A 14,139-nucleotide genomic window follows, 5' to 3' on the forward strand; every position below is an offset into this window, starting at 1 on the left:
TCACAAAAAATAAAAATAAATACAAGTGATTGAAAAATAATTTAAATTCACTAGTAATAGTGTTTATGTATGTTAACTTAAACTTATTTTCAAATACCCAAATACAGCTTTTTCAACTCGCTGCTGTAAATGATTTAAATCACTTTCCCCTGCTATACCTGCTGCGTTAATCATTCCTTTGCTTAAAGCAATCACATCTTGTGCGGCAGTTTGTGCATGTGAAATACCAAAACGTATAAACAGATCAGAAATTATGGTTTCAAGCTCGTGTTGAAGCTCACTTTCCTCAATGTCTTTTTCAATAATTTCAGAAGCAAATTCAAGGGTTCGTGCTAACTGCGGACGGCTCAATTGATGCTGCACAGCAGCTTGGATGATGAGTTTTAGTTTTTCTTTTAAGTCTGCGGCTTCATGTTGCTGTATAGCTTCAACAATATGATTTGATAGCTTGGCGCGTTCACGTCGAATTAACTCAACGATTAAAGCATCTTTAGATGGAAAGTATTGATATAAGCTACCAATGCTTACGCCAGCAAGTTCAGCCACGGCATTTGTGTTAAATCCAGCAAAGCCTAAAGACTCTAAAATGCGAGCAGCCGCCTCTAAAATAGCTTCAAAGGTAGCCACTGAACGTGCTTGACGTGGGCGTTTACGTGGGTCTGGGAGGGTTTCTGACATGGGTCGAAATGCGAGTATTTAATGTGAGTAATCACTCATATACTGACTGAGTCATGTTGATATGACAAGCAAATGCTGTCTTTTTCAGTTGAACTACAACTCGCCCAGTCATGGAGTAGTTATGTCTAGAACTTATACTTTTTTTATTCATTTAAGAGCTTTGCCTGCTTGGTTGGCTTTAGCTCGTGAAAAGCGGGCTGAGTTTAGTACACAAAAGCTTGAACCTATTTTTGCGAAGTACCCAACTGTAAAAGTTCGGTGGTATGACGTTGAAGCGTTTAGTACTAAAGCGAGTGATATTGCTGTGTTTGAGACGAAATCTTTGCAAGATTATTATTTTGTGATTGATGCGATTCGAGACTCTGAGTTTTGTACAGTACCCTACTTTGAGTTTGTAGAGATTATTCCTGCAATTGAAGATGGGTATGTGGAATATGAAAGTTCTTTATAAACTCTATTAGTCTAATTAATTAAAAATAGATATTACATATCAATTTCAAACAATTACAATAAATTTTTAAAATTTGTAAGAACATATAAAATTAAATCTACCAAAATAAAAACAATATTAAAAAACAACACCATTACCACTTAAGGGTCATGGTGTTATTACAAATAAATTATTTTATTTAAACCAGTGTAAAATCCACACTTTAATATCATTAAAAACCATAGCAATAGTTTCCCAAGCTTTTTCTATCCATTTAATAATATTTTTAATAAGCTCAGAAATATAAGCAACTATTTTAAGAATCAATTCATTAATAAGTTGATGAATTTGTTGTACCGCAACGAGAATAAGATTCTGAGCCTTCGGAAAAGCTTTACCAATCTCTTTTGCATTAGCTATAATTTTTTTAATATTTTTTGTAGCATCCTCAATAGCAGTGTCACCAATCTTATCAAGTTCATTATCAAATTCAGATTTTGCAGTAGGAGAATTATTATCTTTCAACTTCTTACTCGATTTTTTTAGTTCCTCTTCAATAAGGGAAGCAAGATGAGTAGACGTATCCTGTGCTTTATTTTTTAAAGCCTTCAATTTACTTTGAAATGAATTATCTGTCGCTTCACCGTCATTATTAACATCAGTAACACAGTATTCATTTGTTGCTTCTACCAAGCCCAAAGAATCTTCAACCAAATTAGGATAATATGGTATTGCCATACCTGTATTAATATTATTTATGTAGTGTTCTTCCATTTTGTTTAGAATATCAACGAAGTTTGTCATATATTATTCCTATAATACTTTTTTAATAATTAACAAGATATTTATTATGATTAGAAAATTTTTAAACTTTCTCATTATGATTAGTATAAAATAATCCTCACCACAATATAAAATAGATTAACATAGAAAATTTATAAGTAAATATCCCACTCCATATTAATTACAAATAAAAAAACAATAAAATTATTATTAAATTTAAATTAAAAGTTGTTCAAATTTAATAACAAAAATAGTTAAAAATAATATTTTTTAATTAGTTGTTTTAAATATTAAAACAATCTAAACAATTTTATTAATATTTTAATGGGGCAATCGCCTAAAAATAATCACAAATATAGCTCTCATTATTTTAAAATAGGTTTATCTAATAAATCATTTAATCTTAACAGTATCACCCCCTCCCCCAAAACCTCTCTAACACCACATCCCGTTCATCCACACGATTTGAACTTAAAACCTGTAGCATCAAGCCATCAATTAAGTTTAAAACCATGTTGGCATCGAGTTTGGGTTTGTTGGTTTCCAGACTAAAGACCAGATCAAAAAGCTCTTTTAGTAGCCATTTACGATATTCAACTGCCATGCGGTAAGCCCGTGGATAAAGCAGTTTTAATTCAAAAATGGCTTTAAACAAAAGATGGTAAAGGTTATTTACATCGACATGTAAGCGGACAATTTCTTTAAGTTTATCGGCTGCGCTTGGGTAGCGATGTGAGTAGACAATTGCCAGCACTTCTTCTTTAAGTCGGCTTTTTTGAAAGATTAGACACATTTCAACAAGGCGTTCTTTTGAGTGAAAGTAGTTATAAAACGTGGCTTTTTGAATTTTGGATTTTTTGATAATCAGGTCTACGCCTGCATTATGAAATCCATGCGTGGTAAAGAGTTGGATGGCGGTTTGCACCACCTGTAATTTTTTGGAAGATATTTCTAAAGTTGGCATCGTTTTACCGTTATAAATTCTTGTTGTTTCTAAATGAGATAAAAAGCCTGTGCCCTTTCTGGGAGAAAAAAAAGGCACAGCAAAGCAGTAAGACGGTGCTTGGCACATCTCAAGTTTTGTTTTGCTAAGTTTTAAGTAAAAATGACTTAGAGCCTGAAAACCTTATGGCGTTCAAGCTGCTGTAAATTTTTAAGCTGTGTCGTTATAGCTTTTGGCACTGAGTACCAAGAAATGATGGATATACATAGCCAACTCCTGATTTTGGGAGTTCTGCCAAAGCATTCATTTGGAATTATGGTGGCAGAACGAGCAAGGGTTAGCAGACTGATAGTAAGAAATCAGCACACCCGAAGGTGTCCCTCACTCGTCCTACCGCAACGAGCGAGGGACGATTGAAACACATGAGACTACTCCTCAGAAAAGGAATAATCTGATGCTCTTACTATGCGGTCTGCTAAAACCGGCTGGCAATGTAGGCCAGCACGCAAAGCATAATCGGAGAGTTTAGAGGTGTCAATGTAGCTTTTATGACAAGTATTTAAATTTCTTATTGTTTTTCATTAGATTAACTTAATTATTATTTTATATATTATATTTAATTGTATTTATTCATTTTTTAAAAAGAGTCAGATACGGTAAGCTAAACCTCATAAATTTTACTTTTTGAATTTGAATATTTTTTAGAACTTTACGAGAACATAAATGATAAGATTATCTTCAAAGTCCATTTTAATATTAACCACTGGGTGTTTATTGAATGGTTGTAGCCAAGGCCCTCTTCCATTAGAGATTACACTACATCAAGATTATGTATGTGCCTTTACCAATAAACCTCCAAAAGCATCTTATCCTACTGATAATAGTTTTTTGATTTATATGGGGAAAGTTGACAACAAAAACGCATATAAAAGTTCTTATGAGAAGTTTTACCCAAGCGGTCCGTTACCAATAGAAGAAAAGGATTGTGTAAAAATTCCTTTAAAAGAATTTGAAAAGAATGTGGTTTATGACATTACTTTGGATACATACAAAACTTTCGATACACGTATTTGTGTAGTAGAACATAACAATAAGCTAGAAATTCGAGAGCCTGAACCCGGTGAAACAACTTGTAAATAGGCTTGTTTCTAGGCCCTCATTTCGCTATTGCAGAAACAACTAAACGCGTGAGTTTAGACAATCTCGGTCTGTCCCACTTGGTGATAAGCACGGTTAAAATAAACCAAACTTTGGTCATGTTGGCTTTGTTTAATTGCTACGATTGGACATATAAAAATCGTATGTGTGCCGACTTGTTGAATTTGCTCAATCTCACAATCGAAACTCACCAAAGCATCATCTAATACAGGTGAACCCGTTTCTAACTCAATCCATGCGCCATGTTTAAAGCGCTCTTCTGGTGTGAGTTTAGATGAAAATGCTTTTGAAATATGTTCGTGGTGCGCGCCTAAAACATTCACCGTTAAGATTTTGTTATCTAGGAAATGTGCATGTGAACTCGCAGATTGGTTCATACACACCAATAATGTCGGTGGTGTGTCAGTCACACTACAAACAGCAGAGGCAGTAAATCCAAAACGGCCAGACATGCCTGCCGTGGTCACAACACTAACTGCACTTGTGAGTAAAGACATTGCATTTCTAAAGTCTGTTGCTTGAACCATGACATTATTCCTAAATTGAACCGTACCTTGTCCTGTGTGTTTGCTATACCGCCCAACTCCATCAGGAAGGTACTATCGACATGCGATCTAATTAGAGCGACATGTAGTAAGTAAAATGAGGGTTACTTGTTTGATTATCAACTGCCATCAAAAAAGTAACCCTTTATACCACTTATTGGTAAATATTAAGCAGTAAGATCATAACCAGTCAGTTCTCGGCGAACGATTTCTGCACCTGCACTTAAAGCATTTAACTTGCCGCGTGCCACTTCACGAGAAAGAGGCGCCATACCACAGTTTGTGCAAGGGTAAAGCTTGTCAGAGTCTACAAACTGAAGTGCCTTACGTAGTGTATTGGCTACTTCTTCTGGTGTTTCAATCTGGTTAGATGCAACATCAATTGCGCCGACCATCACTTTTTTACCACGAATGAGTTCGAGTAAATCGATAGGCACATGTGAGTTGTGACATTCTAACGAGATGATATCAATGTTAGACGTTTGAAGTTTCGGGAAAGCTTCTTCGTACTGGCGCCATTCAGAACCAAGTGTCTTTTTCCAGTCAGTGTTGGCTTTAATGCCGTAACCATAGCAAATGTGCACCGCAGTTTCACATTTTAGACCTTCAATTGCGCGCTCTAAAGTCGCGATACCCCAGTCATTTACTTCGTCAAAGAATACGTTAAATGCAGGTTCGTCAAACTGAATAATATCTACACCAGCAGCTTCTAGCTCACGCGCTTCTTGGTTTAAGATTTTGGCAAATTCCCAAGCGAGTTTTTCACGGCTCTTGTAGTGACCATCGTAAAGTGTATCAATCATAGTCATTGGGCCAGGTAATGCCCATTTAATTGGTTGATTGGTTTGCTGACGTAAAAACTTCGCATCTTCAACAAACACAGGCTTTTGACGAGACACCGCGCCTACCACAGATGGCACGCTTGCATCGTAACGGTCACGAATACGAACTGTTTCGCGCTTCTCAAAATCTACGCCATTTAAGTGTTCAATAAACGTGGTCACAAAGTGTTGGCGAGTTTGTTCACCATCGCTCACAATGTCGATGCCTGCAAGTTGTTGTTCATGCAACGCCAAACGTAACGCGTCTTTTTTACCTTCAACTAAGCCTTCGTTTTCAAGTTTCCAAGGCGACCAAAGCTTTTCAGGCTCTGCAAGCCAAGACGGTTTTGGTAAGCTGCCAGCAGTTGAAGTTGGTAATAATTTTTTCATGATAATGACCCGTATGTTGATTAATTAGGAGCGTAATTAGCAGACCACTGCTCAAGAATCGCTTGGTATGGTTTGATAAATTGCTCTTCAACAAACTTCCCCTGCTCAATAGCCAAACGGCTACGTTCTTCACGGTCATACACAATTCGAGTAAGTGAATAATCTTCGTGTTTCAAGCTTGGTTGATAAGATTTTCCAGCCACTGAATTTGCATTGTAAATTTCAGGACGGTAAATCTTTTGGAATGTTTCCATCGTACTAATGGTACTAATCAACTCAAGGTTGGTGTAATCACTCAACAAATCGCCTGTAAAATAGAACGCTAACGGCGCAACGCTATTTGGCGGCATGAAGTAGCGAACTTTTAAGCCCATTTTTTGGAAATATTCATCAGTTAATGAATAGTCTTCTTGCTTGTATTCAACACCTAAAACAGGATGTTCGTTTTCAGTACGGTGATACTCTTTAGTCGTCGAAACGCTTAAGCAAATTACAGGTGCCTTTTTAAAGTTGGCTTTGTAAGTTTCAGAGTTAATAAAGCTCTTAAACAAGTTACCGTGTAATTCACCAAACTTTTCTGGCGTGCTAAAAGTCGACTTGTTTTTGTTGTGATCTAACAACAGCACACTAAAGTCATAGTCACGTACATAAGACGAGAAGTTGTTGCCTACAATACCTTCGATGCGTTCATTGGTTTTCTTATCAACAATATTGGTTTTCAATATTTCGATGAGAGGAAGCCCGCTAGTACGGTTTTCGGCATCAATGTTCATTTCAACTGAAATGATTTCAAGTTCAACGCCATAGCGGTCGCCTTTAGGGTTGTCCCAATGAGCTAAGGCATTGAAACGATTGTCGATCATCTGCAATGTATTGCGCAAATTCTCTTCGCGGCTCATCCCTCTTGCCAAGTTAGCAAAGTTGGTTGTAATACGTGTATTGTCTGCTGGACGATAGTTCTCATCGAAACAAATACTCTTAATCGTAAATGTAAATTCTTTACTCATTGTGATCAGTACCCTAATTTCTGAGATAAAACCTAAATAAAAACCTTTTGCTCTTTTTAAACTTTCCAGACTTGTCAGATTTGTGCCTTATGGTCTTATCAAAGTGAATAACTGGAGCGCTTCAGAGCATGAATAGATTTATACCGCAATCAGAACATGAATAAAAATGATTTAGTCTCATTACAAACTGAGTGAAATTCATGTTTAGGGTTTAATAAATAAGTATGAAGTTAAATATTTTTCATCTTAGGAAATTTTAGTCAGCAAAAATTCAATTTACGGCACTCACATGGTGCCTTAATCATTTCAAATATTTATTATTAGTTTCAAAAGTTTAAAAAGAAAAATTCAATTTAAAAAGAATCAACCTAAAGTAATTTATGCTGACTTTCATTCATCTCTGCTTTTAGCCATTCTAAAAATATGGTTTTACGTGAATCTTCCTCAAAAGCGCTATGAGAAAGTAAAAAATAAGCTGAATTATCTTGCACAACAGGTGAAATTTTTTTCAGTAAGTTCCACTCAAGCTCTTTTTCAATCATATAAATTGAGATGACTGTTGCGCCAAGTCCCGCCAAACAGCCTTCTAAGCATAGATAAAAATGTTCGAGTTCAACTTTGGTGTAGCCTTTTAAACTCTGCTTTAACTCAGCAATGCGACTCGTACTTTTGAAAAAATTTGGTCTAGAGGTCGAAATGAGTATGTCGTTGGTTTCCGATGGCTTAGTTGCTTGAACGAGAGCGATATATTCATCGGCAATTTTTTCGCTATAGATATGCTCTCCCCAATCAAAGTCATTTCTGCGAATCGCGATATCAATATTGTCTTTTTCAAAGTCGACCACTCCGCCTGCTGTAAGTAGCACAACCTCAAAATCATGACCGAGCTTTTTAAATTTTGATAACCGTGGAATGAGCCATTTCATGGAAAGAGTCGGTTCACACGACAAGACCAGCTGTTTGCTTTCAGCTTTAGGCTGGCTTAGTTCTATTAAACATTCATCAAGCTGACCAAAAACTTGATGGCAACAACTCATTAAAATTTCACCCTGCTTAGTCATCACAAGTGTTTTATTTTTACGGTCAAATAAAGTCGTATTTAAAGCTTCTTCCAAATTATAAATCTGTTTACTAACGGCACTTTGCGTCACAAATAATTTCTTTGCAGCTAAAGTCACACTGCCATACTTCGCCACAAAATAGAAAAATTTTAGTGAATTCAGCGATATTCTTTCGATCATTCCAAAAACTCATAAATGTGTAGTCGTTTTTATCGATTTTTATTTTTAGATTCCTGTTCAAAATAAAAATCATCTTTATTAAAACCTATTTTAGATGATGAAAAACATATTAGATATCTATATCCATCTTCACAAATGTAAAGCCCTAACCTTTCTCACGAAAAGAATAACTGCTTTAAGCAAAACAGCTCTCCTCTCGAATGCATTCCAAAAAGTACAGATTAATCCCCTCGTTTTCAGTGAAGGGGCAAAATAATGACAGAGTTCATTGCGGTTATTCTCATCACGATTTTGGCGGTGGTTAGCCCCGGCGCTGACTTCGCGATTGTGACCAAAAATAGTTACTTGTACGGCAGAAAAATAGGTGTGTTCACTTCACTGGGAATATCGCTTGGCGTGTTGGTGCATGTGACCTATACGTTAGTTGCCGTTGCCTTTGTGATGACTTATACGCCACAAATTTTGAATATTGTTAAGTATATTGGCGCGCTTTATCTGATCTATATTGGCTATAAAACTTTTACTCAAAAACCAGTTTTAGACACTGCGGCTTTAACTTCTATAGGTACTTTGCAAGCCATAGAATACGGCTTTTTTACCAACGCCCTCAACCCAAAAACCACGCTATTTGTGATTAGCACCTATACGCAAATTGTGAGTTTAACCACGCCTAAAACCATTCTTTTGGCTTATGGCTTTTTTATGTCATTTGCCCATTTTGTATGGTTTTCACTGGTCGCTGTGCTGTTTTCATCCATGCTACTGAGACAGAAAATGTTAGCCAAGCAAGTACAGATTAATAGGGTCATTGGCTCAATTTTATGTGTATTAGGTGTAATTCTGCTTTTTACTAAGTTTCAGTAAAGCCTTTAATTTTTAAGAAACTGTATGTTGAGTTTATGGTTAATGGACTGAGCGCTTCGTACAGAACTCAGTCCATTTGAGTGAGATAAAAAGCTATGTTTTAACTTTTTGATTCTGATAAATCATTTATGTTCCAACGATTTGCTCTTTTAAAGGTTCCAACATCGTTAAACCGCACTCCCATATCACGCATGACTTTATGGGCAACTGGCGCGGTCATTTGGCGAATGTAGAATGGTTCTTTCACCACAAAATGATGGATGGCATGCGTTGAACCAAAGTTAAAGCAAAACAATTGGAACGGAGTCATCCACCAAGGTTTTAATACCTGAGTTTGTTGAATGACATTACCCAATTCGACATCGCCGTAGTAATGCATATTGCTAGTCACAAAGTGCAAGCAGAAGGTACGCAGTACATTCGGTGCAACCCAAACAACAGTCAAAATATTAACCACATGCATAATATTTAAAGTGGTAGCTGACCAAGCAATCGGTGCATCTGCCCAACTTGAAACAGCATCAACTGCATGAAAACCTAAGAAGATATACCACAGCGACCAGTGAATAATCCCTAGCGGGAAATAGGCCATAAATGCACGTTTAAAAATGACTTTTCTAACCGTCCAATTATTTGCTGAAATAATGCGAAACAGGACCGCCAAGCCGTTATCACCAATCGCGATGAGTCGACGTATGCTCCACTGCTCTCCATTGGTTAAAGCTCTTTCTTCTAAATCAACTTCGGTGCCTGAGTTTTTATGATGGTTAAAATGCAGCTCACGACGTTTCCACGGGTTAATTGTACTTGGTCGAGCTAACCAGACTAAGCCCATCATTAAATGATGTGCCCATGGTTTCTTTCTAAAATACATCCAGTGAATCAGGTCATGCTCTAACTCATGGGTGAGTGATGCAAAAAAAGCAATAATTGGAATTGCAAACCAAGCTGAAAGTTGATGATTTATATAGAGCACGGCAGTCGCTATCATGCCGACCAAAGATATAAATAGAATCATCGCCCCAATGGCATTTTGATGGTTCAAAATAGGATGGCGTTTGCGTAAAGCCACACCTTCTGCTGTTACTACTTTTTTAATATGTTCCGTTTTTTCGCTATCGGTCATTCCGGCAGGATTTTTATAAATATAGGTCATCCGTTATTCCTCAGTTTTTCATGCCCCTACTTTATTTAGATCACCCTAAATGTGCTTAGCTCGAAACGCCAATCTATTGGCTATGGATGCCAAAATAAAAAGATTCAAAACAAACAAAAGATTTTTTAGTTTTGAATCTTTTATACTATTTACAGGAATATGAATCACAAGTTATAGGACATAACATGCCACAGACAGCAACGGCACTGGCTAGCTGGGTGAAAGCGATTCAAAAAGCGCTCGAAAAAGCCGGTGTTGATAGTCAACCTTTATTAGAACAAGCAGGTTTAGATATTCAGGCTCTGAGTAATCCTGATGCACGATATTCATTAAAACAAACAGCAAATTTATGGAAATTAGCAGTTCAGAAAACTCAAGATTCATGTTTTGGCCTTAAAGTTGCCAGCCAAGTCAATCAAAATACTTTTCATGTGTTAGGGCATTCACTGATTACCAGCACTACTCTAAAAGAGATGTTTCTAAGAATTATTCGTTATTTTCGTGTGGTTACGGATATTCCAGAGCTAGAGTTTTATGGGCAAGGAAATAATCATTATTTTGTTATTCATGTTCCCGACGAAGTTCAGCCCGAGTCAATAGATGCATTTATTTCCGTTTTTATTCGCTCAAGTCGTGCTTTACAAGGCTCTGTTTTTTCGCCATTACGCATTGAACTTAGACGTTCAGAACCTGAAGATTTAGAAACATTCCAGAGTATTTTAAAAGCTCCGATTGTTTTTAATGCAGCCAAAGACATGATTGTGTTTGATACAGCAACCATAGAACAACAACTAGAAGGCGCAAATCCTACTCTCACCCAAGAATATGATGAAATTATTAATCGTTATCTGGCACGGTTCGATAAAGAAAATATATTGGCACGTGTGAAAGTAAAATTAATCGAAAAATTATCTACAGGTGATTTCCAACAACAAGACGTTGCGAAAAGTCTGGGCTTAAGCATACGAAGCCTGCAACGCAAACTTTCTGCCGAAAACACCTCTTATAGTGAATTACTCGATCAGACTAGGCATGAACTCGCCTTATCTTATATTAAAAACTCAAGCCATAATATTACTGAGATTGCTTATATTCTTGGCTTTAACGATGTCAGTAGTTTTACCCGCGCGTTTCGCCGCTGGACCGATTTATCACCTATTCATTATCGAGAAAAATATCTGGCTTGCTCTTAACTTTTAAAAACTTAGATAAAAAAGATGCATGTGAATGCATCTTTTTTTATGAGTAACTTACTTTTTAGTAAGCAGTTCTAGCATCGAAACTGTAGTGACTTTAGCACCCACTGGCAAAGCTTTTAAGTCAACAATGTAGTTTGGACTATGTGGAATATAAGGCACAGGTTTGCCTTGTTTGACTGCATTTGCAAACACAACTGGGTCTGCCACACCAATAAACATAAAGTTAAACGGAATGTCTTTTTGGTCGCCTAATAAATGGTGAACATCTTCTGACCCCATAACCGCAGGATACTCAGTTAGAACATGTTTATCGCCTAATAATGCTTTTAAAGGCCCATTTAAACGTGCCGAAAATTCTTTATTGTTAATTACAGGTGTGCTTGAACCTTTAAAAGTAAAGGTCGGCATTTGGTCTTTACCCATCCCCTGCATTTGAGACGCGCCTTCACTCATAGACTTAATGTTATTTAACATGGTTTCACGCACTTTAGGATCAAACCAGCGTAAGTTCATTTTGACCAATGCTGTAGAAGGAATCACGTTATTCGAGTTTCCAGCCTGAATTGAACCTATCGATAATACTGCCGCTTGCTGCGGATCAACTGCGTTACCCATAATGGTTTGATATTGATTTACTGCATTGGCCGCCATGCTAATTGGGTTTTTGGTGAGCATTGGTAGTGAACCATGCCCACCCACACCTTTAAATAAAACATCAAGCTGATCGGTTCCCGCCATACGTGGCCCCGGTGCATTGATGACCACGCCCACAGGTGCAGGTGTGGTATGCACTGCAAAGAAATAATCAGGTTTTGGCAAGTTATATTTTGTCCATAAGCCATCGGTCACCATAGCTTTTGCACCTGTGATCGGTTCTTCGGCAGGTTGCGCGACTAAAATAATCGTTCCGCTCCATTCCTTTTTTAAAGCGACTAAGGTTTTTGCCATGCTGAGCATCCATGTCACATGTGCATCATGACCGCACATGTGTGCTACAGGTGTTTCAGTTCCATCATCAAGTTTTACACGCACTTTACTCGCGTATGGTAAACCAGTCGCTTCTTCAACAGTGTTGGCATCCATATCGGCACGGTACATGACTGTTGGCCCTTCACCATTTTTTAAAATGCCAACCACGCCTGTTTTGGCTATTCCCGTTTTAACGTCAAAACCCAGTGACTTAAGTTCTTTGGCAACAATTGCTGAAGTACGCGTTTCCATAAACCCAAGTTCAGGGTGTTCATGAATGTCTTTATAGACCTTATTTAACCACTCTGTTTGCCTATCAATAATGGTTAACGCTTTTTGCGAAACCGCCGGCAAAGTTGTTGGACTTGCTTCCGCATGAAGGAGAGTTCCATAACCTGCCATGAAAGTCGACAAACCTAAAAATATACCGTTTTTGATCATTTTATTCATGTAATTAAAACCTTATAAATGTCTGATTTAATTTTAAAATTTATATCCAATTTTTAAGCCATAGCTGACTGAGTGGTTATCCTTAAACTCACCTACATAATAGTCACTACCCGCCTGTGCGCCAAGCTGAGCTTTTGCATCGCCTAACCAGTAATACTTCACGCCACCAGAAATAAAGTATTGCGATGTCGGGCTATATTGAGCACCCACGCCCAAGTTGTAATATCCCTTGCTTGGGCCACCCGTTGACACTTTATCACCTGCTCCCGAGTCCCACCCAACCGACACAGAGCCTAACCATTTAGGTGAAAAGCGTTGTCCAACCCCCAAATTTAAAGACCATTGGTCGTCATAATAACGAACCAAATTAAAACCTTCTGGACGGCTTGGCGTTGATAGTCCGCCAATAACTTTTGAGATCTCACCGAAGTGATAAGGTTGCAAAGCAAGATCACTCCAATTTACCCAGCGTAAACCACCAAACAGTAACGTTCCCTGACGAAGTCCGGTCTGGAACTCTAAATTCACTGAATCAGGAGATTTAAATTTTGTTGTACCTGTATCTTCTTGTTCTGGCAAATTGGCAATAATCTGATTTAAGTAAGCTTTCTTTTGTGGAGTCATCTGACCAATAGAAATCATGTAGTCTAGATGCTGATTAACTAAATCACGACCTTGTTGAGTGCTTAACATCTCAATGAGTGGGGCATTTTCAGTCGCGTTTAGTTTGTGAGTAATGGCTGAACGGTAGGTTAATGAGACTTTCACAGCTTTTTCCGGAATCTGGTAGGCAAGCCCTGCTAACCACCCTAAGTCACCTACAGTTTTGGTGTGAAAGTCATAGCCGTTGTAAAGACTAAATACATTACCTCTTAATTCAACCTGACTTTTAAAGGTTTGATAGACTGGCCCCGCATAAAGATTCCAGTTTTTTGTGGGTTGATACCCCAAGATAAAGCTTAAATTTTGTATATCAAATTCTGATTTTGCATTTCCTGTAGGAGCCTGACCAGAAGTAGCACTGGCAAGTCCTGCTGTTGTAATGCCGGGTAACATCACCGTGTCTTTTGGCGTTGCGACAAAGCCATTTAGGCCTGAATATTCTGTGTCGGCACCAAATGGTTGATCGTAAAGCAAGCCAAATGAATACTGCGGTGCTAACTGTAGTTTTAAAGCTGCGGTAGGTCGATAATCGGTGTTGGCTATATCTGAAATTGAATGATGTGACGGGTTTGTGCCCGACTCTACACCACTTAAATCGGCATCTGTGATTCCTAAACTTGCTTCAAAATAGTTACCCGGTTGTAAAAATGCCGCTACAGACTGCCCTGTTTTATCAAATGCAGCCGCATGTAAGGTGCTTGTGCAAATTGAAGTTATTCCTAAGATCAATATTTTTTTATTCACAACAAAATTCATGGATCCATCCTGGATATTTTTTATTTTGATTCCTCACTTTATGTAGATTTGAATGCTTCTGCTTAGCTCCAAACGCCAATGATTTG

14 protein-coding genes are annotated in these 14,139 nt (G+C 37.7%); 4 read left to right on the plus strand and 10 right to left on the minus strand.

Annotated elements, in window-relative coordinates; all coding sequences use genetic code 11:
* Positions 1 to 72: 72 nt before the first annotated feature.
* Complete coding sequence (locus JGE69_RS15880; RefSeq protein WP_199114238.1) at positions 73 to 678, minus strand: TetR/AcrR family transcriptional regulator; 606 nt, start codon at positions 676 to 678, stop codon at positions 73 to 75.
* A gap of 121 nt (positions 679 to 799) precedes the next feature.
* Here JGE69_RS15880 and JGE69_RS15885 point away from each other — a divergent pair, with 121 nt between their 5' ends.
* Positions 800 to 1,129 carry a darcynin family protein gene (locus JGE69_RS15885; protein WP_032004306.1) on the plus strand — a complete coding sequence of 110 codons (330 nt, stop codon included), beginning with the start codon at positions 800 to 802 and terminating at the stop codon, positions 1,127 to 1,129.
* A gap of 174 nt (positions 1,130 to 1,303) precedes the next feature.
* On the opposite strand, the gene JGE69_RS15890 is transcribed toward JGE69_RS15885, so the two are convergent.
* Positions 1,304 to 1,912, minus strand: coding sequence for a hypothetical protein (locus JGE69_RS15890; RefSeq protein WP_032004307.1), 609 nt, complete (start codon positions 1,910 to 1,912; stop codon positions 1,304 to 1,306).
* 391 nt (positions 1,913 to 2,303) lie between these two features.
* Positions 2,304 to 2,855: a TetR/AcrR family transcriptional regulator gene (locus tag JGE69_RS15895; protein WP_199114236.1), complete on the minus strand. Its 552-nt coding sequence runs from the start codon at positions 2,853 to 2,855 to the stop codon at positions 2,304 to 2,306.
* Between the two features lie 702 nt (positions 2,856 to 3,557).
* Here JGE69_RS15895 and JGE69_RS15900 point away from each other — a divergent pair.
* Positions 3,558 to 3,974, plus strand: a complete 417-nt coding sequence (locus tag JGE69_RS15900; protein ID WP_199114234.1) for an NF045616 family extracytoplasmic (lipo)protein — start codon at positions 3,558 to 3,560, stop codon at positions 3,972 to 3,974.
* Positions 3,975 to 4,027: 53 nt separating this feature from the next.
* Here the strand turns inward: JGE69_RS15900 and JGE69_RS15905 are convergent, their stop codons facing one another.
* The 4 genes from JGE69_RS15905 to JGE69_RS15920 all read right to left on the minus strand — a co-directional run bounded on the left by JGE69_RS15905 (position 4,028) and on the right by JGE69_RS15920 (position 7,996).
* The gene (locus tag JGE69_RS15905) at positions 4,028 to 4,519 is read right to left on the minus strand and encodes a flavin reductase (RefSeq protein WP_000249487.1); all 492 of its coding nucleotides are present in this window, start codon (positions 4,517 to 4,519) and stop codon (positions 4,028 to 4,030) included.
* A gap of 185 nt (positions 4,520 to 4,704) precedes the next feature.
* Positions 4,705 to 5,748, minus strand: coding sequence for a methionine synthase (locus JGE69_RS15910; protein WP_000735359.1), 1,044 nt, complete (start codon positions 5,746 to 5,748; stop codon positions 4,705 to 4,707).
* Between the two features lie 20 nt (positions 5,749 to 5,768).
* Positions 5,769 to 6,755, minus strand: a complete 987-nt coding sequence (locus JGE69_RS15915; protein ID WP_000031350.1) for a DUF1852 domain-containing protein — start codon at positions 6,753 to 6,755, stop codon at positions 5,769 to 5,771.
* A gap of 368 nt (positions 6,756 to 7,123) precedes the next feature.
* On the minus strand, positions 7,124 to 7,996 hold the full coding sequence (locus JGE69_RS15920; protein ID WP_199114232.1) for a LysR family transcriptional regulator: 873 nt from the start codon (positions 7,994 to 7,996) through the stop codon (positions 7,124 to 7,126).
* A gap of 255 nt (positions 7,997 to 8,251) precedes the next feature.
* Here JGE69_RS15920 and JGE69_RS15925 point away from each other — a divergent pair, with 255 nt between their 5' ends.
* Positions 8,252 to 8,860: a LysE family translocator gene (locus JGE69_RS15925; protein ID WP_199114230.1), complete on the plus strand. Its 609-nt coding sequence runs from the start codon at positions 8,252 to 8,254 to the stop codon at positions 8,858 to 8,860.
* 100 nt (positions 8,861 to 8,960) lie between these two features.
* Here the strand turns inward: JGE69_RS15925 and JGE69_RS15930 are convergent, their stop codons facing one another.
* Positions 8,961 to 9,986, minus strand: a complete 1,026-nt coding sequence (locus JGE69_RS15930) for a fatty acid desaturase (RefSeq protein WP_199114240.1) — start codon at positions 9,984 to 9,986, stop codon at positions 8,961 to 8,963.
* 215 nt (positions 9,987 to 10,201) lie between these two features.
* Here JGE69_RS15930 and JGE69_RS15935 point away from each other — a divergent pair, with 215 nt between their 5' ends.
* Positions 10,202 to 11,209: an AraC family transcriptional regulator gene (locus JGE69_RS15935; protein ID WP_075383811.1), complete on the plus strand. Its 1,008-nt coding sequence runs from the start codon at positions 10,202 to 10,204 to the stop codon at positions 11,207 to 11,209.
* A gap of 57 nt (positions 11,210 to 11,266) precedes the next feature.
* On the opposite strand, the gene JGE69_RS15940 is transcribed toward JGE69_RS15935, so the two are convergent.
* Together JGE69_RS15940 and JGE69_RS15945 are read right to left on the minus strand one after the other, a co-directional pair.
* Entirely contained in the window at positions 11,267 to 12,634 is a 1,368-nt protein-coding gene (locus JGE69_RS15940) for an amidohydrolase (RefSeq protein ID WP_032004316.1), read from the minus strand.
* Positions 12,635 to 12,667: 33 nt separating this feature from the next.
* A complete protein-coding gene (locus JGE69_RS15945) occupies positions 12,668 to 14,053 on the minus strand; it encodes an outer membrane protein transport protein (RefSeq protein WP_174723451.1) in 1,386 nt (461 codons plus the stop codon).
* Positions 14,054 to 14,139: the final 86 nt, after the last annotated feature.

Source organism: Acinetobacter sp. C13 (assembly GCF_016809775.1).
GTDB classification, from domain to species: domain Bacteria; phylum Pseudomonadota; class Gammaproteobacteria; order Pseudomonadales; family Moraxellaceae; genus Acinetobacter; species Acinetobacter pittii.